Annotated in this window: 26 protein-coding genes; 16 read left to right on the top strand and 10 right to left on the bottom strand. The window is 38.2% G+C overall.

The features are described from left to right. Nucleotides 1–111: 111 nt before the first annotated feature. Nucleotides 112–1,656 carry a fatty acid--CoA ligase family protein gene (locus ACFOUV_RS11915; RefSeq protein WP_379496993.1) on the top strand — a complete coding sequence of 515 codons (1,545 nt, stop codon included), beginning with the start codon at nucleotides 112–114 and terminating at the stop codon, nucleotides 1,654–1,656. Nucleotides 1,657–1,835: 179 nt separating this feature from the next. Continuing rightward, complete coding sequence (locus tag ACFOUV_RS11910; RefSeq protein WP_379496992.1) at nucleotides 1,836–2,360, top strand: competence protein ComK; 525 nt, start codon at nucleotides 1,836–1,838, stop codon at nucleotides 2,358–2,360. Here the strand turns inward: ACFOUV_RS11910 and ACFOUV_RS11905 are convergent. After that, entirely contained in the window at nucleotides 2,305–2,697 is a 393-nt protein-coding gene (locus ACFOUV_RS11905) for a hypothetical protein (RefSeq protein ID WP_379496991.1), read from the bottom strand. The two genes, ACFOUV_RS11910 and ACFOUV_RS11905, sit on opposite strands and share 56 nt — an antisense overlap. A gap of 208 nt (nucleotides 2,698–2,905) precedes the next feature. Here ACFOUV_RS11905 and ACFOUV_RS11900 point away from each other — a divergent pair, with 208 nt between their 5' ends. From ACFOUV_RS11900 to ACFOUV_RS11870, 7 genes are all read left to right on the top strand, one after another. Continuing rightward, the gene (locus ACFOUV_RS11900) at nucleotides 2,906–3,562 is read left to right on the top strand and encodes a TVP38/TMEM64 family protein (protein ID WP_379496990.1); all 657 of its coding nucleotides are present in this window, start codon (nucleotides 2,906–2,908) and stop codon (nucleotides 3,560–3,562) included. A 56-nt stretch (nucleotides 3,563–3,618) separates the two neighbouring features. Then, nucleotides 3,619–4,170, top strand: coding sequence for a signal peptidase I (lepB, locus tag ACFOUV_RS11895; protein ID WP_379496989.1), 552 nt, complete (start codon nucleotides 3,619–3,621; stop codon nucleotides 4,168–4,170). A 627-nt stretch (nucleotides 4,171–4,797) separates the two neighbouring features. Then, the gene (gene addB / locus ACFOUV_RS11890) at nucleotides 4,798–8,292 is read left to right on the top strand and encodes a helicase-exonuclease AddAB subunit AddB (RefSeq protein WP_379496988.1); all 3,495 of its coding nucleotides are present in this window, start codon (nucleotides 4,798–4,800) and stop codon (nucleotides 8,290–8,292) included. Beyond that, nucleotides 8,285–12,016 (top strand): helicase-exonuclease AddAB subunit AddA, encoded by a 3,732-nt coding sequence (addA, locus tag ACFOUV_RS11885; RefSeq protein ID WP_379496987.1) that lies wholly within the window; start codon nucleotides 8,285–8,287, stop codon nucleotides 12,014–12,016. The genes addB and addA overlap by 8 nt, the downstream gene beginning before the upstream one ends. A gap of 94 nt (nucleotides 12,017–12,110) precedes the next feature. Continuing rightward, nucleotides 12,111–13,307 carry a DUF418 domain-containing protein gene (locus tag ACFOUV_RS11880; protein ID WP_379496986.1) on the top strand — a complete coding sequence of 399 codons (1,197 nt, stop codon included), beginning with the start codon at nucleotides 12,111–12,113 and terminating at the stop codon, nucleotides 13,305–13,307. 266 nt (nucleotides 13,308–13,573) lie between these two features. Next, nucleotides 13,574–13,945 carry a YisL family protein gene (locus ACFOUV_RS11875; RefSeq protein ID WP_379496985.1) on the top strand — a complete coding sequence of 124 codons (372 nt, stop codon included), beginning with the start codon at nucleotides 13,574–13,576 and terminating at the stop codon, nucleotides 13,943–13,945. A gap of 306 nt (nucleotides 13,946–14,251) precedes the next feature. Further along, complete coding sequence (locus tag ACFOUV_RS11870; protein WP_379496984.1) at nucleotides 14,252–15,754, top strand: alpha-amylase family glycosyl hydrolase; 1,503 nt, start codon at nucleotides 14,252–14,254, stop codon at nucleotides 15,752–15,754. Nucleotides 15,755–16,265: 511 nt separating this feature from the next. Here the strand turns inward: ACFOUV_RS11870 and ACFOUV_RS11865 are convergent. The 3 genes from ACFOUV_RS11865 to ACFOUV_RS11855 all read right to left on the bottom strand — a co-directional run bounded on the left by ACFOUV_RS11865 (nucleotide 16,266) and on the right by ACFOUV_RS11855 (nucleotide 18,565). After that, the gene (locus ACFOUV_RS11865) at nucleotides 16,266–17,138 is read right to left on the bottom strand and encodes an SDR family oxidoreductase (protein ID WP_379496983.1); all 873 of its coding nucleotides are present in this window, start codon (nucleotides 17,136–17,138) and stop codon (nucleotides 16,266–16,268) included. An 89-nt stretch (nucleotides 17,139–17,227) separates the two neighbouring features. Continuing rightward, on the bottom strand, nucleotides 17,228–17,419 hold the full coding sequence (gene yppF, locus ACFOUV_RS11860) for a YppF family protein (RefSeq protein ID WP_379496982.1): 192 nt from the start codon (nucleotides 17,417–17,419) through the stop codon (nucleotides 17,228–17,230). Nucleotides 17,420–17,698: 279 nt separating this feature from the next. Next, nucleotides 17,699–18,565, bottom strand: a complete 867-nt coding sequence (locus ACFOUV_RS11855) for a DegV family protein (protein ID WP_379496981.1) — start codon at nucleotides 18,563–18,565, stop codon at nucleotides 17,699–17,701. Nucleotides 18,566–18,681: 116 nt separating this feature from the next. Between ACFOUV_RS11855 and ACFOUV_RS11850 the strand changes: the two genes are divergently transcribed. Next, nucleotides 18,682–19,524, top strand: a complete 843-nt coding sequence (locus ACFOUV_RS11850) for a YitT family protein (protein WP_379496980.1) — start codon at nucleotides 18,682–18,684, stop codon at nucleotides 19,522–19,524. Between the two features lie 17 nt (nucleotides 19,525–19,541). Next, complete coding sequence (locus tag ACFOUV_RS11845) at nucleotides 19,542–19,949, top strand: hypothetical protein (RefSeq protein WP_379496979.1); 408 nt, start codon at nucleotides 19,542–19,544, stop codon at nucleotides 19,947–19,949. A gap of 100 nt (nucleotides 19,950–20,049) precedes the next feature. On the opposite strand, the gene ACFOUV_RS11840 is transcribed toward ACFOUV_RS11845, so the two are convergent. From ACFOUV_RS11840 to ACFOUV_RS11825, 4 genes are all read right to left on the bottom strand, one after another. Continuing rightward, nucleotides 20,050–20,313: a NifU N-terminal domain-containing protein gene (locus tag ACFOUV_RS11840; protein ID WP_379496978.1), complete on the bottom strand. Its 264-nt coding sequence runs from the start codon at nucleotides 20,311–20,313 to the stop codon at nucleotides 20,050–20,052. Between the two features lie 153 nt (nucleotides 20,314–20,466). Continuing rightward, complete coding sequence (locus ACFOUV_RS11835; protein ID WP_379496977.1) at nucleotides 20,467–20,685, bottom strand: DUF3813 family protein; 219 nt, start codon at nucleotides 20,683–20,685, stop codon at nucleotides 20,467–20,469. Continuing rightward, nucleotides 20,686–20,835 (bottom strand): hypothetical protein, encoded by a 150-nt coding sequence (locus ACFOUV_RS11830; protein WP_379496976.1) that lies wholly within the window; start codon nucleotides 20,833–20,835, stop codon nucleotides 20,686–20,688. It abuts the gene before it with no gap. Nucleotides 20,836–20,971: 136 nt separating this feature from the next. Further along, a complete protein-coding gene (locus tag ACFOUV_RS11825; protein ID WP_379496975.1) occupies nucleotides 20,972–21,808 on the bottom strand; it encodes an HAD family hydrolase in 837 nt (278 codons plus the stop codon). 137 nt (nucleotides 21,809–21,945) lie between these two features. Between ACFOUV_RS11825 and ACFOUV_RS11820 the strand changes: the two genes are divergently transcribed. Both ACFOUV_RS11820 and ACFOUV_RS11815 read left to right on the top strand, forming a co-directional pair. After that, nucleotides 21,946–22,707: an alpha/beta fold hydrolase gene (locus ACFOUV_RS11820; RefSeq protein ID WP_379496974.1), complete on the top strand. Its 762-nt coding sequence runs from the start codon at nucleotides 21,946–21,948 to the stop codon at nucleotides 22,705–22,707. A gap of 116 nt (nucleotides 22,708–22,823) precedes the next feature. Next, nucleotides 22,824–23,135, top strand: coding sequence for a metal-sulfur cluster assembly factor (locus ACFOUV_RS11815; protein ID WP_379496973.1), 312 nt, complete (start codon nucleotides 22,824–22,826; stop codon nucleotides 23,133–23,135). A gap of 161 nt (nucleotides 23,136–23,296) precedes the next feature. Here ACFOUV_RS11815 and ACFOUV_RS11810 read toward each other — a convergent pair whose 3' ends face one another. Then, complete coding sequence (locus tag ACFOUV_RS11810) at nucleotides 23,297–24,115, bottom strand: undecaprenyl-diphosphate phosphatase (protein WP_379497258.1); 819 nt, start codon at nucleotides 24,113–24,115, stop codon at nucleotides 23,297–23,299. A 138-nt stretch (nucleotides 24,116–24,253) separates the two neighbouring features. Here ACFOUV_RS11810 and ACFOUV_RS11805 point away from each other — a divergent pair, with 138 nt between their 5' ends. Further along, on the top strand, nucleotides 24,254–24,577 hold the full coding sequence (locus tag ACFOUV_RS11805; protein ID WP_379496972.1) for a hypothetical protein: 324 nt from the start codon (nucleotides 24,254–24,256) through the stop codon (nucleotides 24,575–24,577). Nucleotides 24,578–24,627: 50 nt separating this feature from the next. Here the strand turns inward: ACFOUV_RS11805 and ACFOUV_RS11800 are convergent, their stop codons facing one another. Beyond that, the gene (locus ACFOUV_RS11800; protein WP_379496971.1) at nucleotides 24,628–24,804 is read right to left on the bottom strand and encodes a DUF2929 family protein; all 177 of its coding nucleotides are present in this window, start codon (nucleotides 24,802–24,804) and stop codon (nucleotides 24,628–24,630) included. Between the two features lie 182 nt (nucleotides 24,805–24,986). Between ACFOUV_RS11800 and ACFOUV_RS11795 the strand changes: the two genes are divergently transcribed. Together ACFOUV_RS11795 and ACFOUV_RS11790 are read left to right on the top strand one after the other, a co-directional pair. Then, the gene (locus ACFOUV_RS11795) at nucleotides 24,987–25,613 is read left to right on the top strand and encodes a hypothetical protein (protein ID WP_379496970.1); all 627 of its coding nucleotides are present in this window, start codon (nucleotides 24,987–24,989) and stop codon (nucleotides 25,611–25,613) included. A gap of 90 nt (nucleotides 25,614–25,703) precedes the next feature. Next, on the top strand, nucleotides 25,704–26,669 hold the full coding sequence (locus tag ACFOUV_RS11790) for a BMP family ABC transporter substrate-binding protein (protein WP_379496969.1): 966 nt from the start codon (nucleotides 25,704–25,706) through the stop codon (nucleotides 26,667–26,669). Nucleotides 26,670–26,766: the final 97 nt, after the last annotated feature.

Raw genomic sequence — 26,766 nt, 5'->3', positions numbered from 1 at the left:
TTATAAAATATACGGAAAATTACAAAGCTTTATAACTATTACTTAGGAATAGTAGTAATCTTTCGGATAAATTATGAATGAATATTCATTCATGAAAATGGAGGAGTGTAAATGAATTTAAGTGAAAAGCTTTCCCGTACTGCTAGGGAAAATCCAAAAAAGACTGCCTACATTTTTCAAGATCAAGAAACGACGTATCAAGAATTGGAAGGTGCGATTCAAAAATTTGCCTCAAGTCTTAAAGAACTTGGTTATAAAAAAGGCGATCACATTGCAATTGTAGTCGGAAACAGTCCGTACTATGTAATTGGTCTATATGGTGCATTACGCCTTGGTGCGGTAGTAATCCCTATCAATCCGTTATATACACCGTCCGAACTTTCCTACATCATTAGTAATGGTGATGTAAAAGGCATCATCACGATGGATTTCCTGCTTCCAAAGTTTGAACCGATAGCTGAATTGTTGCCAAAGGTAGAGCACTACATATCCTGTGAAAGTGGGGAAGAGGTAAATTTAAGCGATAGCAGCCTTAAGCCGCAACTCCATTCATTTTCACAACTTTTGCAAAGTGGTAGTGTTGAATTTAATGCACCAAAGATGGAGGAGGATGATTTAGCAATTGTGCTTTATACTTCTGGTACAACGGGGAAACCAAAAGGCGCGATGCTAACTCATAAAAATTTGTATTCCAATGCCCAGGATGTAGCAAACTACTTGGCAATTAATAATGAAGACCGTGTAATAGCTGCATTGCCTATGTTCCATGTATTCTGTCTGACTGTATCGCTTAATGCACCGCTATTAAATGGTGGTACAATCATCATTCTTCCTCAATTTTCTCCAGCGGATGTATTCCGGATGGCTAAGAATCATCAAGCTACAGTTTTTGCTGGCGTACCGACGATGTATAACTATTTATTGCAAAGCGCAAAAAACAATAAAGCTGATTTTACCGGAATCCGTTTATGTATTTCCGGCGGAGCAGCAATGCCGGTTGCTTTACTTAAATCATTCGAGGAAGCTTTTAATGTAAGCGTTTCAGAAGGGTACGGTTTATCTGAAGCAGCACCGGTAACGTGCTTTAATCCATTGAATCGTCCCCGTAAAGCTGGTTCGATTGGTACGAACATCGTCAATGTGGAAAATAAAGTAGTCGATGAATTTGGTGAGGAAGTTGAACCAGGTGAAATAGGCGAACTGATTGTCAGAGGTCCGAATGTCATGAAGGGCTATTACAAGCTTCCTGAAGAAACCTCAATCGCATTAAAAGATGGCTGGCTTTATACAGGGGACATGGCGCGGATGGATGATGAGGGCTACTTCTATATCGTTGACCGCAAAAAGGATCTTATTATTGTTGGTGGCTATAATGTTTATCCCAGGGAAGTGGAAGAAGTGCTTTATTCCCATCCTAATGTAAGTGAAGTGGCTGTTGTAGGCGTACCACAGCCAGACACTGGCGAATCAGTTATGGCTTTTGTAGTAGTCGATGATCCAATTATTACTGCCGAAACATTAACAGATTTTTGCAAAGAAAACTTAGCGAAGTATAAAGTCCCAACAGAAATAGAATTTTTGAAGGAATTACCTAAAAACACAACAGGTAAGATCCTTAGGAGAAATTTAAGGGAACAAATAAAAAATTATAATTAGTAATAAAGCACAGGTGAAATGTGTTAAAAGCCACCTGTGCTTTTGAACTTTTATAGAGATTCGACAAAATATTATTTTTTTCATAAAATTTAGTTTATATATACCATTTTTCCTATAAATGTGATAAATTAGTACTTAAGCCACTTTCTTTTTATTTTTCTCGGAAAGGAAGAATAACAGTGTTAAAAAATTATTATTTTACCTCTCATGAAATTACTCCGTTTACAATGGCAGTAATTGCCGAGCGTGATGTGAAGGGGAATCAGATAACTCGTGTTCTGGAAGAAGACGCAGAATATGTGTTGGATGGAACCCCTACTAAAATTATTGATGATGCATGTCGATTTTTCGGTGCAAGTCTCAAAGGAAGGCAAGATGGGACGAAAGACATCAGTGGTATCACACATAAAGCGCCTATCTCGATCGACCCTTCAAGTGGGATGTATTTCTTTCCTACTACCTCACCAAGTAGTTCAAAATGTTCCTGGATTGCTCATTCACACATAGATAAAGTCAACAGATCTGGAAACCATCAAACGGAAATACTTTTTAAAAATGGCAGGAAAGTAATCATAAATATTTCATATGGATCGATGTTGAATCAGTTGCAGCGGACAGCTCAGTTCCGTTATTTACTTGATAATCGAATTAGGTTTTTGCACCAGCATCTATCTGCTGATATGGTTGCAGAGCCTTCAACATAAGTTCTTGGACAATGACCTCCACTTTATTGCGGATGGCGGGATTAAAGTAATTGCGTTTCTCTTCCCGACCTTGACAGAGAAAGAGAAAAGATGAGAAAGAATCATTTTTATTCAGGGTTACAATTTGCATGTTCTTCTGCCTCATCACCATTTTTAATTTTCTCCGTTCAATGGATGCTTCGGATACCATTTTTTCTAAAAGTTTTATATAAGGTTCTTTAATTTTAAAGGCACCATTCTGAACATAATTCCTATCCTGTCTGATAACGACCATCGCCATGGACAAGAAAAGAAAACGGGAAGCAAGTTCAAAGTCTTCGTCTGTTAGATAGCGCAATTGAATCACTCCTTCATAAATAGAACATTTGTTCCTTTTATCTTATTATATGATAAAGTTTTAAAAATTACACGACTAAATCTAAAAAATTGAATAATAAAAAGAAAGTGGCCCGATAAGATGTTAAAACTATGCATTTTACCTTGTTTACTTTAAAATATAACTAAGATTAAGAAGCCGTTCATACATATGAGGAGAATCCGTCTAAATGTATTTATTAAACATCAATTTTTCCAATTGGAGATCCGTCCTTGAAAGTGAAGGACTGGAAGAATTTATTCAGCAGATATTAAACCAATATGAAGGTTTGGGACCGTTGCCAGGAATACTTTTTCCGTTTATTGAAGCATTTCTTCCTTTTCTTCCGTTAATTGTATTTGTTATGGGTAATGCAGCTGCATATGGGTTATTGGAAGGATTTCTTCTTTCCTGGGGCGGTGCAAGCGTTGGAGCAATCGTTGTATTTTTACTGATTCGTAAGCTTGGCAATACGAAATTACTTAGAAAAATTAGCTCGAATAAACAAGTTACACGTGTTACGGCATGGGTGGAGCGACATGGATTTGGACCTTTATTTTTGTTACTGTGTTTTCCGTTTTCTCCCTCAGCGATTATTAATGTCGTAGCAGGACTTTCAAGAGTAAGTACGCAACAGTTTATTCTGGCTGTTTTATTAGGGAAGGCGGTAATGGTTTTCTCGATTTCCTACATCGGTTCAAGCATTATGGAATTCGCCCAGAACCCAATTAAAACAATCACCGTAGGAATAGGGATTGTCTTATTTTGGATGTTAGGCAAATATCTTGAAAAAAGATTGCAAAAAAAAGTAGTGAATAAGAACTATCCAACGATGAATAAAGATTAAAATAGTTTCTCCATGGGTATGATAAGAGTAGATGATAACCCTGGAGGAAGATAAAAATGAAAAAATATAATTATCGCAGACTGATACCTATAGTCATTCTTGCAGTTGTACTTGCGGTAATTTTACGGTCAACCATCTTCGCAAGCTATGTTGTTGATGGTGAGTCTATGGAACCAACATTATATGATGGTAATTTACTAATGGTAAATAAAATTGTATATGATTTAACAGATATTGATCGATTTGATGTGATTGTTTTCCATGCAAATGAAGAAGATGATTATGTAAAACGGGTTATAGGATTGCCCGACGATGAAATTGAATACAAAAATGATCAATTGTTTGTAAATGGAGAACTTGTGGAAGAAAAATTTCTGAATGCTTATGTACAAGCAAGTGATTCTAAACCGTTTACAAATAACTTCACATTAATGGAAACAACTGGCGCTAAAAAAGTACCCGAAAACAAGCTGTTTGTTATGGGAGATAACCGACAGGACAGCTTGGATAGCAGATCATTTGGTTTCATATCAACAGAACAGATTGTTGGAAAAGTCGACGTCAAATACTGGCCGTTGTCACAAACAAAACTCAGTTTTGGCAAATAATTATTATAGGGCTTCTATCTTTGGTAAAATAGATAGAAGCTCTATTTATTTTAGGCTCTTTTCGTTTAAGATTTGATTGCTTTTTAAGTAACGCAGAGTTGAGATAAACTACGAACTAGGATAAGTTACTTCGGCGACCACTCTGGGGAAATATACTTGCGGTTCGCGGGCGGCTGGTGAGCCCCTTCATGCTGACGCATTTCAGTGTCTCACCTATGCCTGTCCTCCCGCTGGAGTCTTCGTATATTTCCCCAGAGCTGGTTTTAAGCTTACAAACTGATAACTGCATTAGTGATTTATAAAATTCATATCACCGAGCTTCACCAGTCCTGCATCGCTGTGGGCGGTGACTCCTGCGGGAAAAGCACGTGTCCGAAGACCCCGCAGAGTGGGTTTCTCGAGGAGGCTGAGGCCGTGTCCTGAGGATGCGCATCCGCCCAGAGCGATCCCGGACGGCGGGAAAAGCACTTACTTATAGAAACCAAATCAACCAGCAGTTACTTCGCAGTATATAGATTTTGTAGTAAAAAACAACAAATATTTTCGGTGGGATGAGTAACCGCAGTACCAATTTATTAGAAAACAGATTTATCTTAAAATCAATAATCATGCTACGGGGGCTAGATAATGGGACTTCGATTTATTACAGGAAGAGCCGGTACAGGGAAAAGCGGAAGAACACTGGATGAGATAAAAGAAAAGTTAATTCATAACCCTCAAGGATCCCCAATTTTCTATATCGTGCCAGACCAAATGACATTTCAACAGGAATTTGCATTATTTAATGATGAGCATATAAAAGGAAGCATCCGGGCGCAGGTTGTAAGTTTTTCGAGACTCGCCTGGCGGATATTGCAGGAAACTGGTGGAGGGACAAAGCAATTTATCAGTTCGGTAGGAATCCAAATGATGCTTCGGAAGATTATAGAGGAAAAGCAAGGGGATTGGAAGGTTTTCCAAAAGGCGATGGAAAAGCAAGGCTTTTTAAACCAGTTAGAGACAATGATCACAGAGTTTAAACGATATCAAGTAACACCGGATGTACTTCGAATGCAGATGGAACATTTAGATCAATTTGTCCATAAAACACCCGGTGAAGTAGCATTGACGAACAAGTTGGATGACTTATTGTTTATTTATGAAAAGCTAATCACTGCGTTGCAGGGGAACTATATTGACGGGGAAGATCAATTGCAGCTGCTGGCAGAGAAAATCAGTGATTCCAAATTACTAGATGATGCAGATATTTACTTTGATGGTTTCCATAGTTTTACGCCTAAAGAGCTTGTCGTTGTGGAAGCATTGATGAAAAAGTGTAATTCCGTGACCGTAACATTAGCGTTGGATAATCCAAACGAGGAAGTTTCAGAACTTGATCTGTTTTATCAAACAACGGAAACCTATCATATTTTAAAGCAAATCGCTGATGAAAATTACATCTTTATAGATGAACCAATTTTCCTTGATCCTGAGAATGGCAGATTTAGCAATCGTCCCCACTTCTTCCATTTGGAACAGAATTTTGATGTAAGACCGTCTCCTGAATTTCATGGAGAGGTTCCGATTAAAATTGCTGAGGCGGTACATCCACGAGCAGAAGTGGAAGGCGCTGCCCAGGAAATTCTTCGATTGGTTAGGGAAGAGAGGTACCGATTTCAGGATATTGCAGTATTCATCCGCCAAACAGATGTCTATCATGATTTGATTCAAACCATTTTTGATGATCATGATATCCCGGTATTTATTGATGAAAAACGAACAATGCTTAATCATTCACTGATTGAGTTCGTTCGGTCTGTATTGGATATTGTGGAAGGCAATTGGCGTTATGATGCGGTTTTTAGGGTGTTGAAAACCGGCTTTATACCAGCAACAGATAAGGAATATCCATTAACAAACAATGCAATCGATGAGTTGGAAAACTATTGTTTGGAATATGGAATCCGCTCACGGGAACGATGGTTTGCGGAAGAGGAATGGAAGTTTCAAAGGTTCCGTGGATTTGAACATGGAACACAGACCGATTCGGAAAAAGAGACACAAATACGAATCAACAAATATCGTCAGCAGGTTACAAATGCACTGAAGCCTTTTGATGAGGAAATTAGAAAGGCATCGACCATTAAAGAATTATCTACATCAACCTATATGCTACTAGAAAATTTAAATGTTCCACATCAACTTGAAGAAACACGGGAGCTATATGATGAAAATGGAGATGTCGAAAAAGGAAGAGAGCAAGATCAAGTGTGGGAAGCCGTTATTCAATTATTGGATGAAATGGTTGAAATGGCAGGAGAGGAAAAAATGACTTTGTCTACCTTCCACTCCACATTGGATGCAGGCTTTGAAACCCTTACGTTTTCCCATGTACCACCGAGTATTGATCATGTCATCGTTGGTACGATTGATAGATCAAGAATCAGTGGGGTGAAATGTTCATTTCTTCTTGGCGTTAATGATGGAATTTGGCCGATGAAACCGCCAGCAGATGGCATGATTAATGAAGAGGAACGGGAAATTTTGGCAGTAAATGGTATCCGTCTTGCGGACAGTGGAAAACGTCAACTGCTCGATGACTGGTTTTATATGTATATTGCCTTTACAGCGGCAAAGGACAGACTTATGATCAGCTATCCACTTAGTGATGAAGAAGGAAAGGCGAAAGTGCCATCTCAACTTATAAATCGTATCGAGAATCTTTTTCCATCCTGTTGTGATCATCTACTGTTACAGGACCCAGATGAATTGGCAGATGCAGAGCGTTTTATAACAACACCCGTGAAAACGAGATCCGCACTAACGGCACAATTGGCGAGAAGTCGTAAAGGTTATCCAGTAAGCTCCGTATGGTGGGATGTATTCAACTGGTATGTGCAAAACGAGACAAAATACAGCACTACCTATACCATCCTGCAAAGTTTATATTATGAAAACCAACCTATTAATCTGAAGGCAAAAACGGTGGAAGAGCTGTATCCGAAACAAGTGAAGGCAAGTGTCAGCAGATTGGAAACCTATTATAATTGTTCCTACCAGCATTTTGCGAAATACAGCTTGAAATTAGATGAGCGCAAAACCTATAAATTAGATGCACCAGATATTGGCCAGCTTTTCCATGAAGCATTAAAAACAATTACCGAGTGGATTCAGGTTGAAGGAAGAGATTTTGCGCAACTGTCCAAAAAGGATACGGATAGTTATGCTCAAAAAGCAGTACACAGCCTTGCACCAGTGTTGCAGCATCAAATTCTCCGCAGCTCGAACAGATATAAATATATTCAACAGAAGTTGCAGGAAATTATTGCAAGAGCCGCATTTATTTTAAGTGAACAGGCAAGGCAGAGTAACTTCTCGCCGGTTGGATTGGAGCTTGGCTTTGGCGAAAGGGAAAAGCTGCCGCCACTAACGATGGAATTGCCAAATGGCTACGAGCTGTTATTACGTGGACGGATTGACCGTGTAGATAAAGCATTAAATGAAGATTCCCTGTACTTAAGAATTATAGATTACAAATCAAGCGCAAGAGGACTGAACTTGATCGAGGTTTATTACGGTTTGGCACTCCAGATGCTGACCTATCTGGACGTTGTCTTAACGCACTCAGAGCAGTGGCTTGGTTCAAAAGCTACACCTGCTGGGGTGCTGTACTTCCATGTTCACAATCCGATGATTTCAGGAAAACGCAAAATGGGTGACGACGAGATTGAAGAAGAGCTTTTCAAAAAATATAAGATGCAAGGTCTACTTCTTTCCGATGAAGAGATTGTTAGAATGATGGATACAACGCTTGAGACAGGTACGAGTCAGATTGTCCCGGCAGGTCTTAAGAAAAATGGCGGATTTAACAGCTATTCAAAAGTTGCTGATGATGAAACATTTCATAAACTGCAAAACCACATTCATCAACTAATGACAAATGCTGGTATTGATATGACAAGCGGGGGAGTTCATTTAAACCCATATCAGCATAAACAAAATACCGCATGCACGTTCTGTCCGTTCCATTCTGTCTGCCAATTTGATCCAGTCTTGGAGAAGAATGATTACCGTAAGCTTACGGATATGAAAGATGATGATATTTTAACGAAATTAAGAGAGGAGGATAATATCGATGGTTAATTGGACAAAGGAGCAGGAAGACGCCATCTATATGGATGGCAGTGATATTCTCGTGGCAGCTGCTGCGGGGTCCGGTAAAACAGCTGTATTAGTCGAAAGGATTATTCAAAAGCTGTTATCGAATGATAAACCGATTGATATCGACTCCTTGCTCGTCGTAACCTTCACAAATGCTGCCGCACAGGAAATGCGAAACCGTGTTGGAATAGCACTTGAAAAATCGCTGGCTGAAAATCCAACTTCCATGCATCTGAAAAAGCAATTGTCGTTGCTGCAAAGAGCGTCCATATCCACCTTACACTCTTTCTGCATGGATGCGGTAAGAAAGTACGCCTATATGATTGATATTGATCCATCTTTTCGAATTGCCGATAATATGGAAGGCGATTTAATTAAGCAGGAAGTCCTTGATGATTTATTTGAGGAATGGTATGGCAATGAAACAGAAAATCAGGAACAATTTTTTGCGGTCGTGAATCGTTTTTCAAATGACCGAAGTGACCTCGAAGTAGAAAATCTGATTCTTGATTTATATACCTTTGCAACACAGAATCCATGGCCAGAACAGTGGCTCGACAAGTTAGCAGATGTGTACCAAATTCCGGATAATTGGCAGGAAGCGGATTTAACCTGGTTAACGATGATCAAGCGGGAAGTGAAAGATCAGTTTGATGCGATTAAACAGGAGATGGAGCTTGCCTTGGCAATGACGAAGGAAAATGATGGTCCATACCATTATGCGGATACCATCGATGCAGATATGGCTCTTTTATATGGAGCTTTGCATGACACGAGCTCATGGGACGAACTGCAATCCTATATGAGTTCCACTGCTTTTGGGAAACTTTCCGGCAAGCGTGTAGAATGTAACGATTTAAAGAAAGAAAAAGTGAAGAAGCTCCGGAAAAGTTACAAAGATCGCTGGGATGGAATGAAGAGTAAGTGGTTCAGTAGGAATTTAAACAGTCATATAGCAGATATGAAAGAGATGGCGCCAGTAATAAAACAATTGACAGAACTCGTTAAGGAATTCAAATCGAGATTTACCGAACATAAACGGGAAAAAGCACTCGTTGACTTTTCCGACTTGGAGCATTATTGCTTGGAGCTGCTTGTAGATGAATCTTCTACAATAGAAAACATTATTCCATCTACCGTAGCACTGCAGTTTCAGAAACAATTCAGTGAAGTATTGGTCGATGAATACCAGGATACAAATCTTGTGCAGGAAACAATTCTCACATTGATCAGTGATCGATCAGGTGCAGGGAATATGTTCATGGTAGGTGATGTTAAGCAGAGTATTTATCGCTTCCGACATGCAGAACCAACCCTTTTCATCGACAAATATAAACGGTTTGCAAATGCGGATGAAGTAGCAAAACGAATAGATTTGGCAAGTAATTTCCGAAGCCGTAAGCAAGTGCTTACAGGGGCGAATTATATTTTTCGGCAGATTCTTGATGAAGAGCTCGGGGAAATTAATTATGATTCCGATGCTGAGTTGATTTACGGTAATAAAATGTATGATGGAATGCCATACGATAAGCCACATCCTGAATTGCTCATTATTGACCGTGAAGCAGTTGAGGACAAGGAGGAAACTTCCGGTGAGGAAGAGAACTTTCAGGACTTGGAAAAGGCACAACTTGAAGCAAGAGCATATTCGGAAAAAATAAAAACATGGATTGGTCTTAAGGAAGGCAATACTCCAATGAAGGTTGTGGATAAAGAAACGCAAACACAGCGCGACTTGCAGTATCGAGATATTGTTATCCTGATGCGTTCCATGACCTGGGCAGCAACCATTGCCGATGAATTGAAGAAACAGGGTATCCCTGTATATGCTGAGCTTTCGACGGGTTACTTTGAGGCGATTGAAGTGAAAGTGATGATCAGTCTCTTAAAGGTGATTGATAATCCAAGGCAGGATATTCCGATGGCATCAGTTCTGAAGTCACCGATTGTCGGTTTGAATGAAGATGAACTTGCTTCCATTCGCTTGGCTGATAAGTATGGGTCATTTTTCGAAGCTACTGTAGCATATAAGAAACAGAATTCAGATCGTACTGCTACAAAAGTGGAACAGTTTCTTACTCAGCTGGATCAATTTCGATTAGCATCGAAGCAAGGAGCACTATCAGAGTTAATCTGGGATATATACAGAGAAACAGGCTACTATGATTTTGTCGGTGGCATGCCAGGTGGACGTCAGCGTCAAGCTAATTTAAGGGCATTATATGACCGTGCACGTGGTTATGAGACGACATCCTTCCGAGGACTATTTCGTTTTCTCCGATTTATCGAAAGAATGGAGGAGCGAGGAGATGATTTAGGTGCTGCTAGAGCACTCAGTGAACAGGAAGATGTTGTTCGGATTATGACCATCCATAAAAGTAAAGGCCTGGAATTTCCGGTTGTTATTTTAGGGGCAATGGAGAAACAATTTAATCAACAGGATTTAAGGCAAAAATATTTACTGCACAAGGATCTTGGGTTTGCGAGTAAATATATCGATCCAAGAAAACGAATTACGTATCCGACATTATTTTACCATGCACTTCAGCAGGAAAAATTGAGGGAGCTTCTCGCCGAGGAGATGCGCGTATTGTATGTAGCATTAACCAGGGCAAAAGAAAAACTCATTATGGTCGGAACAGTAGCTTCCATGGAGAAGAAACTTCAAAAATGGCAGAAAATGATTGATCATTCCGAATGGGTTCTACCAGCGCATTTCCGTATGGAGTCCAAGACATATTTGGATTGGGTCGGTCCAGCACTTATCCGTCATCAAGAAACAGAAGGGCTTCGTACAGAGGAGATTGGGGATGCGGTATTAAATGAAATACAAGCAGATCCATCGAGATGGGATATATCGATTATCCATGCCAGTGATCTAACCAATCTAGAAGAAACCACACCGGAAACAGACTTATCATTGAAAGAAAAAATAACTAATTGGCAACCGGTAAATGTGGATCATGATTTGCATGAATTTGTTGGTGAACGATTATCCTACCATTATCCATATGAACAAGCAGCAAGTTCACGGGCGAAGCAGACAGTAACAGAGCTGAAACGGCAGCAGGAAATCAAGGATGAGTACAGTGATGACCAACTCGTTCAATCATTTAAAGCACCCATCATAAAGCGTCCGAAATTCATGCAGACCGAAAATAAAGTTACACCAGCTGAAAAAGGTACTGCGATGCATACTGTCATGCAGCACCTGCCAATGAACAAGCCTTTAACTAAAAAGCAAATCGCAGAATATGTGGAGCTTCTCGCAGAAAAAGAGATAATGACGAGAGTGGAAGCGGATATTGTGGACTTGGAACCAATCGAGCAATTTTTCCAAACAGACATTGCTCAGGTTATTATGAATAGTTCTGATATCTATCGTGAAGTACCATTCAATTTGACATTGCCTGCAAGTACCGTATATGCAAATTGGAAAAGCGATACAGATGAACAAGTCCTGATTCAAGGTGTCATTGACTGTCTCATACCAAAAGATGATGGCTGGATTATCCTCGACTATAAGACAGATACAATTGCAAAAGATGTTACTGAAGTTGTGAGGGAGCAATTGGTTAATCGATACGAAACACAGATGTCCCTGTACCGGCGCGCCCTTGAAGAAATTTGGAGGCAACCAGTTAAAGAAACATACTTGTACTTCTTCTCAAAACAATTGTTGGTAGAAGTGCCCAAGCAACAATAAAAGACAACCAGCCTTCTTTAAAACGTGAGAGGGCTGGTTGCTTTTGGATAAAAATCCGGGGAAATGATATCTCCCTTAAAGGAAGGAAATTAAAATGGGAACTAATTTTTCTCCGATAAAAGAGAATAATAGGTTGGTCTGGATCGATGCGGCTAGAGGATTTGCGATCTTTGGGATATTCATTGTTAATATTGGAGCATTTTCAGCACCTTATTTCATGCATGGGGGAGCAGAGCAAATATGGAATTCACCATTAGATCTTATGACTCAAGGGTTTATTGATGTATTTTTCCAAGCAAGTTTTTATACACTATTTTCCATCCTTTTTGGTTTTGGTATTGAGTTGCTAAAAGATAGGCTTGTTGCACGAAATGCAGACGTACAATCTTTCTTATTCAAAAGGCTGATTATCCTCATTGGCTTTGGAATCATTCATGCATTTTTCATCTGGCACGGTGACATTCTACTATCTTATGGTCTTATTGGTCTTCTTTTGTTGTTTTTTCTAAACGTAAGGGATCATTTTCTAATATCTTGGGGTGTATTCCTTCTTGTGGGAAGTGTAGGGTTGTTATCGCTAGCCATGTATGGAGCCCGTAATTATTTAGGTGGGTATAGTGAGACTGTTATCAACCAGGCGTTGACTAACTATCAGAGTAGTAGTCTATTAACGATCTGGTCACAAAATTACGATGACTGGACCTATGCAAATGGAGGAATTGGATTCCTATTCTTGGCAGCAACACTGCTTCCATTATTCTTATTAGGCATGTATATCGCCCGTAAACGCTGGCTTCATGAACCACAGAAACATGCAGTTACACTTAAGAAAATATGGTTAATATCACTCATTGCCTTTGTTTCTATAAAAATGGGACCTTATTTATTTGGAAATCCGATCTGGTTTTCTTATATTCAGGATAATATTGGTGGCACTGCATCTGCAATTTTCTATATTGTCTCGATTACGCTGTTAGTTCGGAATAAGCTTGGGTTAAAATTGGTTCAGCCATTCATCAGTGTTGGAAGAATGGCATTGACAAATTATATACTCCAATCTGTTATTAGCTTTATTCTTTTCTATGGAGTTGGCTTTGGATTATACGGAATGATCCGTCCCGCTGCTGGAATTGCGATTGTACTCATTATCTTTACAATACAAGTATTTTTCAGCAAATGGTGGTTTACGAGATTCCGTTTTGGACCAATGGAATGGATATGGAGGAGTTTAACATATAATAGTCTGCAGCCGTTCCGCAAAACCAGCGGAAAAAGGGGAGAAGACGAATGAATCATCAGAAACTGAAACAGGAAGGGAAAGCATGGGTGGGTTGAAGAAGGTATCATTTCGAAGGAGCAGTATGAAAAGTTCTTACAACGATATACAAAAATAGAACTTAATTTCATGGTCATGTGAACGTTTTGTAGCAAGCTTGTATTTTTTTCTTTACGTGGTTATCTTTAAAATGAATTATTTGGAAGTACATGTTATGATACGTGTAGACATTTTTTCAGAGAGACTCTATGGAATCACTGAAACAAAGGGAGGATACATACATGACACATATGCACATAACGGCTTGGGTGGTAGGAATTATACTGTTTATTTTAGCAATCTCAATGAGGGATCGTGATAATGCAAAAGCTGCAAAAATTCTTCATATGATTTTGCGCCTGGATTACTTGTTTATTCTTTATACTGGTGGCGTTCTAGTTTGGGATTATATCGCAAACAGCGGAATGCCAATCCTGGCTGAAGCCATCACAAAGGGTCTTGCCGGAATCTGGATGATCGCTGCAATGGAAATGATCCTTGTTAAAAAGAGCAAAGGTAAACCTACAAAGAGTTTCTGGATTCAGTTTTGGATTGCGCTGATTATCGTATTGGTTCTTGGATTTGTCCGCTTGCCAATGGGTATACAGTTATAATAAGAATTTGATAGATTGCCTCTTTACGGGGCAGTCTTTTTTTTGAGGCTGATTTACCTCGGTTACGAGTGAATCGCTGATAAAACTAACATATTCGCCGATAAAATGGGAAATCCGCTGATAAATAGCTCCAATTCGCCGATAACCCGTACAAAATCGCCGATAACGTTAAGATTTTGGTCAAAAGACGCTAACGCCAAAGTAACATGTGAAGTCTTTTCAACAATACCGGGTTTGTCATTGACTATTCTCTTAATTGGTTAATAATAAAATAAGAGTTACTATATCTTTGGTGGAGGATCGTTTATGAAAAAGATAGCATTTATGCTTTTAATAGTTAGTATGATGACAACCACGTCATTTATTCCAGTCATTTCTGCAGATGGGGAGCGGGCTGTGGAAGAAGAAATTATATATCATATCATGGTGGACAGGTTCAATAATGGGGACCAGAGTACTGAAGCTCAAGTAGATGTTAATGTAGATGACCCCGCTGCATATCACGGTGGAGACCTTCAAGGTGTTACGTTAAAGCTTGATGCATTGCAGGAGATAGGTGTTACAACCATTTCATTATCACCTTTAATGACTAATGCTGCCAATGGCTACCATGGATATTGGATTGAAGATTTTTATCGTTTGGAAGAGCAGTTTGGGACAATGGAGGATTTGAGCACATTGATCCAAGAAGCGCACAATCGGGATATAAAGGTGGTAATGGAATTTGTAACCAATTACATTGCTGAAACTAGTCCTATTGTTAGTGACCCGGAAAAGGAAGATTGGATTATCGAACAGGAACTAACGGAGCCAACTTGGACAGCAAACACTGTTCAGTTAAATTTAGATCATCCTGAAGTAGAAGCATACTTAATAGATGTCGCTGAACACTGGATGAACGAGACGAACCTGGATGGCTATATGCTTCATGCAGTAGACGAGGCACCTATTGGATTCTTGAGTAATTTTACAAGTCATTTAAAAAGTGTAAATCCGGAATTTTATCTATTGGGAGACATTCTTGTTACCGATGAAGCAAGTGAAGAACTATTAGCTGAAACAGAATTGGATGCTTTTGAAAATAGGACGATGCGAGATTCCATGGCAGAGGTTTTTGCAGCACCCGATAATCCTGTCTCCGATATTTATGATACTTGGTCAACTGCGTCGAATCAAAATGGATTATTATATATGGATGATTTTTATACGGAGCGGTTTACACAAACATACTCCAAAAATCATAGAAACTCACTAACAGCATGGACACTGGCATTGACTTATATGTATACAACACCTGGAACGCCAACCATTCTGCAAGGGACGGAATTACCGATGTATGGTGCAACCGCTGAAGATTCCCAACGACTGGTGCCATTTAATAGTGGCGAACCGGAATTAAAGGAGTTCCATGATCGAATTTCTTCACTCAGGGAGCAATTTCCTGTACTCCAATATGGTGACTTTGAAATTGTAGGATCAGATGGAGCAATGAGTGTATTTAAACGGACATTGGATGATGAGACGATGTATATTGCCATTAATAATGGGAGTGAATCTGCCTATGTTGACATATCCGACATTGAATCCGGGATGCAACTGAATGGCTATCTTGGAGATAACCTTGTGAGGGAAAATGAGATTGGTGATTACCGAATCGGTTTGCCACGTGAATCAACAGAGGTTTATTCCATACAACCTAATGAAGGATTGAATTGGATATTTATCGGATTTGTTCTAGTTGTATTTTCCCTTTTTATAGGTGGAATTATTGCCCTGAGTATAAAACAGAGAAAAAGCAATGCTGCGTAAAAAAAGAAGGCTTCTCCAATGGAGAGCCTTTTTTTTATATAATATGTCGCCGTATTTTACAGAAACTTCGGCGACCGCTCTGGAAAATATACTTCGCTTTCCGCGGGCGGCTGGTGTTAAGCCTACAAAGGATTAACAACTTAGTGATATTAGATAAAATCGTATTACAACTTTACCAGTCCGAGTGAGCGGCGGGCGGTGACTCCTGCGGGAAAAGCACGTGTCCGAAGACCTGAAGAGCGGTTTCCTCTTCGGGGCTGAGGCCGTGCCCTAAGGATGCGCATCCGCCCAGAGCGATCCTGGACGGCAGCAAGACCGCACCTCCTAAATATGATTTCTAACATAAATAGAAGTTAGTTCGCAGTTTATCTCACTATGCTTGATTGAAATGCTAAAAAAGTACGAAAATAGCCTTGTTTTAATTATGGTTAGCAAGGGAATTATCAGAAACATTCTAAGTTTTACCCAGTTAATTGTTCGAACTTACTTTAATAGTGCGAAATTTGAGTTCCTAGCCATTAACGACAGTACCGCCATTAACATGTATCATTTGACCAGTAACATAGCTAGAATCCTCACTGGCAAGATAAACATATGCCGGTCCTAGTTCCTGTGGTTGTCCTGGACGTTTCATTGGAGAATCTCCCCCAAATTGATCGACTTTTTCCTTATCGAAAGAAGCTGGGATTAATGGAGTCCAAATTGGGCCTGGGGCAACCCCATTTACTCGGATTCCTTTTTCAGCAAGTTCGCCGGAAAGGGCTCTCGTAAAGGATGTGATCGCACCTTTTGTTGATGAATAATCAATCAAAGAAGGGTTGCCTTTATATGCAGTAATCGAAGAAGTATTGATAATGCTGCTTCCATCTTTCAGGTTTGGCAACACAGCCTTCGTTAAATAAAACATACTAAAAATATTTGTACGGAACGTTTTTTCCAATTGATCACTTGTAATATCCATGAAGCTGTCCTGTGGATGCTGCTCGCCAGCATTATTTACCAGAATATCGACCTTACCATACGTATCAAGCACTTCCGTAACTGCAGCTTCACAGAAAGATTGATTTCCAATATCTCCATTTATTAAAAGACATTTTCTGTCTTCATTTTCTACAAGTCTTTTGGTATCTTGTGCATCTTCATGTTCATCAAGGTAAATGATCGCAATATCTGCACCTTCTTTGGCAAAGTGAATACTTACCGATCTTCCAATTCCGCTGTCTCCACCGGTGATGATGGCGACTTTATTTTTTAGCTTTTCACTGCCTTTATAGTTTTTACGAATATATTTAGGTTCAGGATTCATTTTTGTTTCTATGCCCGGTTGTTTGTTCTGTACTTGAGCTGGGGGTGTTACTTTACCATTTGATTTTTCCATTCCCATGAGATGACCTCCTTGAGTAATTGTTTTAATTACAATGTACCCGAAATACAGAAATTCAATCATGGAGAAGATTCAAATAAAAAAAGCCCTTATTCAGGACTTTTAATTTCGTGTGCGGAAACGGCACCTTTTTCATGAAGACAGCTATATATGTCATGATATGTTTTAATATCGATTTCTCCGTTTATATATTTCTTTTGATAGTAATCCAATAAATTGTCAATGGTGTGCGGTGCAAATTTGTGCTCCATTTCAAAGTCATTCAAGAGTTGATTAAGCATAGAAAACCCCCATCTTAAGTTTAGCGTAGCTATATATACAACTATATGAGGTGGGATAATCATTCATGCAATTATTTTTATAATAACGCCACTTTCGCACCAATAAAATAAGTTCAACGAGTAACTCGGTTAAACTTAGAATGTTTCTAATCATTACCTTGCTAACATTTGAGGGAACAAGGATATTTTTCGATGGGGAAGAGTGGCTAACCTTTCGACAGTTTGTTAAACTATGAAAGAATCCTGTCCCGTATGAAAATGGGGACAGGATTAACCTATTTATTTAACTGGTTTATTGGAGAAGAATAATGCAATGGTTCCAGGACCTGCATGAGAACCGACGGCAGCACCAACCATGTCTATGACAATATTATCCTTATCAACGCCAAATTTGTCACTGATCATGGTAGCCAGAAGTTCAGCCTTTTCCAAGTCGTCACCATGACTGATACCAATTGTCTGGTTTTGAAAGTCTGTTCCGCGTTCTTGCATAACTTCCAACATACGATGAAGAACTTTTTTCGAGCCACGAATTTTTTCAAGAGGAATTAGTTTTCCATTATCGACATGCAGTAACGGTTTAATTTTAAGTAAAGTACCGACAAATGCTGCCGTTTTACTAACACGGCCACCGCGGTATAAGTATTCTAAATCATCAACTGTGAATATATGTTCCATATGTTCAGCCTGATATTTAGCAGCATCGATAATTTCATCAAGAGAAGCACCACTTTGTGCAAGTTTTGCTGCATGGATAGCTACTAAACCACAACCGATTGATGCGCATTTTGTATCGATAATATGGATGGGAGCATCAGGATAATCTTCTTTTACTTCTAACTCCATCATTTTAGCGGTCTGATAGGTACCCGATAGCTCGGAGGAAAACGCAATATATACGAGCGGCTCTTTTGCTTTAGCATATTTCGTAAATACTGCTTTAAATATACTCGCTGAGACTTGAGATGTTTTTGGTGATTTACCGTCTCTCATGGAGTTATAAACTGTTTTTGGATTAATTGTTTGGCCATCTTCATATTCTTTACCATCCAGTTGAACAGTTAATGGTATCATTTCAATGTTAAATTCGTTATAATATTTCTTTGACAAATCACTTGCACTATCAGCTAGAATTTTAATAGACATTTTTCCACCTACATTCTGATTTAATTTCATTTACTCTAGTTTAAAGCTATTTAGAATTTTAGTCAAAGAACTAATAATTTGAATTATTAAAATGCAATCTAAAAGGAGGTATCTCCATGTTTATGATGGAAGCAAAACGGGTAATTATAGTTATTTTTGGGGCACTATTAAATGCACTTTCCTTGAACTTTTTCCTTATTGGGGCGAATGTATATGCCAGTGGATTTACTGGAGCTGCACAACTTTTATCCAGTATATTCAATGATTTTATAGGATTTAATGTCAGTACAGGAATTTTACTCTTATTACTCAATGTTCCTGTTTTATTAATAGGTTGGTATAAGGTAGGGAAGGGTTTTACAATTTATAGCATCATTTCCGTATTTTCCACTTCATTATTTCTGCAATTCATTCCTATCATTGACCTCTCTAGTGATATTATGTTGAATGCTGTATTTGGTGGTGTCATCGCTGGGGTCGCAGTTGGAATCACATTAAAAAATGGGGCATCTACTGGCGGTATGGACATTGTCGCGATGATATTATCAAGACTTAATGATAAACCAATAGGAAATTACTTTTTAATTATGAATGCTGGTATTATCTTATTTGCAGGACTCTTGTATGAGCCTGAAAATGCATTATACACCATGTTAACGCTATACGTTTCCACCAGAGTAATTGATGCGCTTCATACTCGTCACGAGAAAGTCACTGCGATGATTGTAACCCTTAAGGCCGATGAATTACAAAAGGCAATTCATGATAATTTGGTTCGTGGAATAACAATTCTTCCAGCAAAGGGAGCTTACACAAAAGCAGATAAAAGTCTAATGTATCTGGTAATCACACGATATGAACTGTATGATCTCGAAAAAATAATTGCCGAAGTAGATCCAAATGCTTTTACTAATATTGTAGAAACTGCAGGCGTATATGGATTCTTTAGACGTGATTGATAAGGAGAGAAAATGATTTGAAATATTTTATGATTTTGGCATCAGTATTCATGCTTGTTGCTTGTGGAAATGAAGATAATTCATCTACTAAGTCAGACAATGTTTTGACAGAAGACGGTGCTTCGGTTAGGTTTCAGAACATAGATGTAAAAGTAGATAGTTATGAATTTGTTTTAACTGGTGAGGCAAGCGGCATTGTGAACGAATTTTTTTACGTTATTGACCAAGGCGAAGAACGTTTGCTTGATGAAAAAAGCATACCGTTGGATGCATCAACAGGGGATTGGGGTGCATTTGAAATTAATGAGACAATTCCGGAATCTGCTGTAGTTAGTGAAGATCCGCCAATCATAACGTTATATGGCAAAGATAATAATAACGAAATGGTAAACCCGAATTATATTCCGGTGGATCTAGGTGATTAACCAAAAAAGACGACAGAATGATTGATAACTCTGTCGTCTTTTTATTTCAGTTAGAATATACAAGGTTTAGGACATTAGTCCATTTTGAACCGAAATGGACTTAATAATTGTGTTTTTCAAATACTTCTAAGACCTTTGGGTTAAGATTGTCCCATTCAGCGTCAAACTGTTTGTTTACCGTAATAAAATTTTGATATCCGAAAACATTATCTACTTCTTCCAGATTCATTAAATCATTTAAAATTTCATAATCACTTGTATTACCTGGCATAACGGAAACACTGTTCGTTCCCTCAAAAATTAATTTATCTGTAGTAAATTTCATTGCATTCGGGTTTGGTGTACCTTCCACGCGAATTCCCATAGCTTTTCCCTCCTAATCATACTTACCTTAATAGTATCAGAAAAGCGTATTTTTAAAAAGCAAAAAAGAACCTCCCCTTTATTTGGGGAGGAATTTTTGCAAACCCTTTTCATTATTTAAATGAATTGGCGATCGCGTTTAAAGCATGGTAGGTTATTTTAATTGATTATGCTGTTTTAACTGCTGTTCAAGTTGTTGTAATTCCTGGCGCTCTTCAGGTGTTGCGTCCTGATAAGCAGCCTGAATTGCATTCTGTGCTGCCTGTTGATCTTGGGGGCTGGCTTGTGCTTGCCCTTGCCCTTGGCCACCGTTTTGCATGTTCATCATATTCGTTACCGCGTTTCTTGCGCGTTGAAATAGATTGTTTTCCAATTAAAATCCTCCTCCAGTAGTATGGTCAGCTTGTTCATTTTTGCGTTCTGCTTCGGATAACGTGGAGCGGTAGGTGAATACTTCTGCGTGTTTTTTAACAGCTTCTGCTCCTTGATAACTAAAACGTTTCGATTTACTTCGCTTGCCCAAGACGAAAACCTCCCTGGAGAATAAGTCTTACATACTTAAACAGGTGCTGAAGTAAAACAAAAAAGTGAACGTGTGTTATACGCTCACTGATAGTATGGTCCATATTCAATTTTATAAAACAGGTAACAACTGGTGATTATACCGTTTTTGTCTTGATCTTTAAATAATTCTCTAAGAAAATACTGATACCGTCTTCTTGATTCGTAAGGGTTTGGTGCTTTGAAATGGACTTTAATTCGCTGATTGCATTTCCCATCGCTACACCAACACCAGCATAATCAATCATTTCCAAATCATTATCTTCATCTCCAAAAGCGATTACTCTCTCCTTGGGAATATTATAATAATCAGCAATTTTTTGAAGGCCTACCGCTTTGTTCATACCCTTTTTTATGATTTCTATGATATTCCACGGTGCGCCCCATTTACGATGTTCAATAATTTCAGCATGATAATCATTTAAATGGCTTCGCAATTGCTGAATATGCTCCTCTTTTGGATGAATGAGCACAGATGTTGGATCCTCGTTTAATTTATCTTTCAGGTTTCCAATAATGTATGGTGAGTCTTTTTGTGTTTCCTGAAATATATCGATAATTTCTTGATTAAAGTTATCGAGGTAAATATCATCCATAACTTCAGCCAATATATTTTTAACATCCAGCTCATAACAGGCATCAATAATGGTATGGGCTGTCTTAATAGGCATTGGAGTATGCATCGCAAAATCCCACGTTCTGTCTTTTGGATGATGAATTAATGCGCCATTGAAGTTGACCATTGGGGTAGTCATTTCAAGCTCGTTATAGTAATTGATACTTGCTCGATGCGGTCTTCCTGTTGCGATGACTACAACATGTCCTTCAGCCATCGCTGTACGAATCGTTTGTTTTGTACGTATACTAATTTCTTTCTTATCTGTTAAAAGCGTGCCGTCAAGATCTAATGCAATTAAATGTTTTTTATTATTCATAAATTCACCTCATATGTGAATAGTTTATTAATTATTACAGGATATGTAAAGTAATTTATTATTTACAATGTTTGCAGGGATACGGGAATACATTTAAAATAGAAGTAACATTTCTACAAAAGGAGAGGAATACTTGAATGATTGGAGTATATAAAGAAACAATAAATTCAATTCCAAGTTTAATTATCGTCGATGCACAAAAAGAGAATGAAGCATTACCAGTTGTTACATATTTCCACGGCTTTACGAGTGCTAAAGAACATAATCTCCCACTGGCATACTTACTTGCTGAAAAAGGTTATCGAGTTATTTTACCGGACAGTAGGTACCATGGAGAAAGAGAGCCTGATGTTTCAGCACTAAAAAAACAAATCTCCTTTTGGGAAATTGTCATGCTAAATGTGGAAGAACTCCAAGTAATAAAAACATATCTCGATGAACGTAATTTACTTCAGGATGGGCGGTTTGGAATAGCAGGGACAAGTATGGGTGGTATTACAACTTCTGCAGCCTTAACACAGTACCCATGGATCAAAACAGCAGCAATCCTGATGGGCTCTCCAAAAATCACAACATTTGCCAAAACACTTGTTGAAAGCTTCAAAAAAGTCGGTAATCTACCTGTTACAGATGAAATGATTGAAAGCATGTACGAGCGACTGGAAAAGATGGATTTGTCCAAGCAACCAGAAAAGCTGAATGATCGACCTTTGTTATTCTGGCATGGAGAAAGCGATTCAGTTGTTCCATTTGATCATTCCTATACATTTTACGATGAAGCAGTCAAACATTATACAAATAAAGAAAATATAGATTTTATCAAAGAAGCAAATACAGACCATAAAGTGAGCCGTTATGCTATACTTGAAACAGTAAAATGGTTTGAAAAGCATTTATAAAAAGTACAGAGTAGTGAATTCTTCTTATATAAGGTATGTAAAATGGATTTAAATTATTTAATAATAGTTAAATTTATGTTTAAATAGAAGTAGGAAATGTATAGGAGGTAAATAATATGGATGAAGCATTAAAAGAAAATTTAATGGGAGCCATTGAAAATGTTATTGACCCTGAATTAGGAATTGATATTGTTAATCTAGGTTTAATATATGACGTAGAACTAAATGATGATGGTGTCTGTGATGTTACAATGACTCTTACAGCAATGGGATGCCCATTATCTGCTCACATTGAAGCGGATATCAAACACGCACTTGCTGATATTCCCGAAGTTAAAGAAACAAACGTAATTATCGTCTGGAGTCCACCATGGGGCAAAGAAATGATGTCCCGCTACGCGAAAATCGCTTTAGGAATCCCGGATTGATGAATGAATGAAGAATTTCCTTGGAAGGTTATAATCCTCCAAGGAAATTTTTTTTTTGTATTGTGTTAAGCAGGGAGGTGAAAAGCTGAAGTTCACGACTTCAGCACCCGCACGCAAACGATAAAAAGAGGCTACGTTCTAAAAGCAGCCTCTATTTTATTTTACAAGAAGAAAATTACTAATAAGCCAACAACAATACAATAATAGGAAAAGTATCTTAGGTTTCCTTTTGCCATAACATTCATGAACCATTTTAGTGCAAAGTAAGATGCGATAAATGCTGTGATGAACGCAACGACGTAAGGAATCCATAACGTACTGAATGTTGGGTCTTGAATAATATTCGGTATTTCAAGAATGGACGTTCCAAGGCTAACTGGAATATAAAGCAGGAAAGAGAAGCGTAATGCTGTTTCCTGTCTCATCCCGACGAGCATAGATGCAACAATCGTTGCACCGGAACGACTAATACCTGGAGTGACAGCAATGGCCTGTGCGAATCCAACAATTATCGCGTCTTTCCTTGTTAGATCGCCGTCATTTTTCTTTCCACGAAGATTACGAATCATCCATACAGCAGCTGCTGTTATTAGTAATGTAACACCAACGACATTCATTGCATTTGCGTTGATTAATTCGGCAATTGCATCTCCAAACAGTACTCCTATAACGCCGACGGGAATGGTTGCAACGACCAAGTATATAATAAAGCGAAAATCACTCTTTGCAGCTTCATCTTTTTTGGTGATGTAGAGCCATCCGTTTTTTATCAATCGGATAATGTCTTCTCTAAAAATAATTAGTATTGCCAATAAGGAAGCAAAATTGACAAAGATTTCAAAAGATAAACCTGGTGTTTCAATCCCGAAAAGCTGTCTGAAAATCATAATATGACCGCTGGAAGAAATTGGTATAGGTTCCGTTACGCCCTGAACTAATCCTAATATAAAGTATTGAATGATTGTCCAAATATTTGTTATAAAATCCATTGTACTCTCTCCTTAATTTCTTCTACCAATCCCATCTTAACGTTGGGATGGAAACCTCTAATTTTTCACTAAATCCAAGTCACGACTCCATAGGCTACTGAATAGGCTGAAGGTGAGGAGGATGATGAAATGAATAATGATACTAAACATATGTATGACCTTTGCAAAAACCATATGCATTCCTATGTTCTTGCACAAACGACAGATGGAACGCAATTTGATGGAATTATAACAGGGTTGGATGATGAATACGTTTATTTTGCTGTACCAATAGAAGATGCTCAACAATCTCACCATCAGGCTGATGATAGCAGAACATTTGGTTATGGATACCCAGGTTATGGTTATCCGGGATACGGTTATCCCGGTTACGGTCGTCCACGAAGAAGGTTCCGGAGATTTATTCTCCCCTTGGCGGCATTAACAGCATTAAGCATATTACCCTGGTATTAAAAATAGAAAACCCTTGCCATCTTTGCTTAAAGGCAAGGGTTTTACTACGATTATTCCTTTTCCACTTTCAATATAACATCGCCTATAATAAATGCAGCTACTGATAAAATAGCAGCAAGTATCAATGCTTCAAACAATACGAAAGGCTCTCCGGCCATACTTGTTAAAACAAAGCTTGATGCTAAGGATATAAAAACTGCCCATACAATTGTCATTATGTAATGCATACCAAACACCTCACCTTTTGATTCTGTTGTAGGTTGTCCAAATCATAAAGAAATGGAACATGTACATTTGAATATAATTATAACATGATTTTTTAGTTAGAATGTAATTCATCTTCATATCTCATATATTTTATCAAATTTTAATTAAAAATAAAAGGATTGTTTTAAAGGAGGAACGGTTAATGCCTGTATTAGTTGTGAACTGTGATGATTGGCTTGGTTACCATATTGTAAACAAGCTACTTGAACAGGGTTATAAGGTAGATGGAATCGTGCATTCGGATAGAAATGATGAGCCAGATGAAGACCTGACGATGTTTTTTGGGAGGAACAGTTCCTTTACAATGATTCCAGCAGACAAGGAAAAGAAATATAATATTGGAATTATCGCAGGAGATTATGATGGAAAAATTAAACAGAAGATAGAGAAATTATTTGTTATTAATCCAGATAAAAAGGAACAGAGATCAGTGAATCATGCGACGAGTTGTACAACAATAAAGGCGCCATTGCTTTTTGGGGAATGGATGCCGATGAATGAAAAAGGGATCTTTCATAAGAATGAGTTCATTCCTTTTACTTCTGAGAAATTTAAAGAAAGTTCCTTATATGTGCAAAACTTTACAAAAGGACTTTTGCAATGGATGAAGGTACCCAATCTACCATCAGAATTGCATATTTATTCTAGCAATCATAAGAGGGAAGTAAACACTAAACTTGATAAAAATATTTATCTCCGTGACAATACACCTAATAGAGATCATGTGAAGACTGTCATTGAACATTATGTTTTGTTTAAAAAACGTTAGAAAAGACATTCCTATTGTGATGTAAATCGTTTACCAAATAAATCATATACAGGTACAATAGATATTGACTATTCGTTTATGCGAAATGGAGTGTTTACCTTGAAAAAGATAACGATCGTTTTAATATCTGTAGCATTAATAACTATTCTTTCTGGTTGCTCTTATTTTGAAACGGGTCAAATTCAAAATGTAGGCTTGCTGGTTGACACTTCCATTGATGACAATGCATGGAATAAAAAAGGATACGATGGCTTGCTTAAAATAGAAAAAGAGTTTGATGTACAAGTTTACTATGAAGAAGATATCGATACGGAAGAAGAGATAAACAATACGGTTGCTGAATTCGTTCAGGATGGCGTTAATCTTATCTTTGGTCACAGCAATATGTATGGCAGCTATTTTATGGAAATCGCTGAATCTTATCCTGACGTTCAATTTGTCTACTTTAATGGCGGAAATGCAGCTGATAATGTAACGAGTTTAAACTTTAATTCACATGCAATGGGATTTTTCGGTGGTATGGTTGCGGGGAAAATGACGGAATCGAATCAAGTTGGCATTATTGGCGCATATTCCTGGCAACCGGAGATTGAAGGATTTTATGAAGGGGTTAAGTATCAAAATCCAACCGCTCAGATTGAGATGAACTTTCTTAGTGCTTGGAACGATACGGAAACAGCACGAACGATGTATGGAAATATGAAACAGGAGGGTGTGGATGTATTCTATCCTATCGGTGACTCCTTCAGTGAAGATATTATTAAGATGGCAGAAGAAGATAGTCTGTATGCTATCGGTTTTGTAGGTGACCAGTTGGAACTAGCGCCTGATACTGTTTTAACAAGTACGATACAACATGTGGACAAGCTGTACGAATATACAGCTACTGAATTTAATAATTTTCATTTAAATGGGGCCGTGTTGTCATTTGATTTTCAGGATGACGTTATTTCACTTGGTGAATTTAATGATCGTGTTCCTGAGGCATTTCAGGAAGAGATGATGGAACATATTGAAGATTATACGGAAACAGGGTTGTTGCCCAATGAAGAGTGAAAAACGGAATGAAAATATCCTATTTATCTTGCTTATTGTGATGATTTCCATTAAAATTAGTACCAAGTCATAATAATTGATAATAATTATTTGTATA

Source organism: Oceanobacillus longus, assembly GCF_042650085.1.
Lineage (GTDB): Bacteria > Bacillota > Bacilli > Bacillales > Amphibacillaceae > Oceanobacillus > Oceanobacillus longus.
This window is presented reverse-complemented; position numbering and strand designations above follow the sequence as displayed.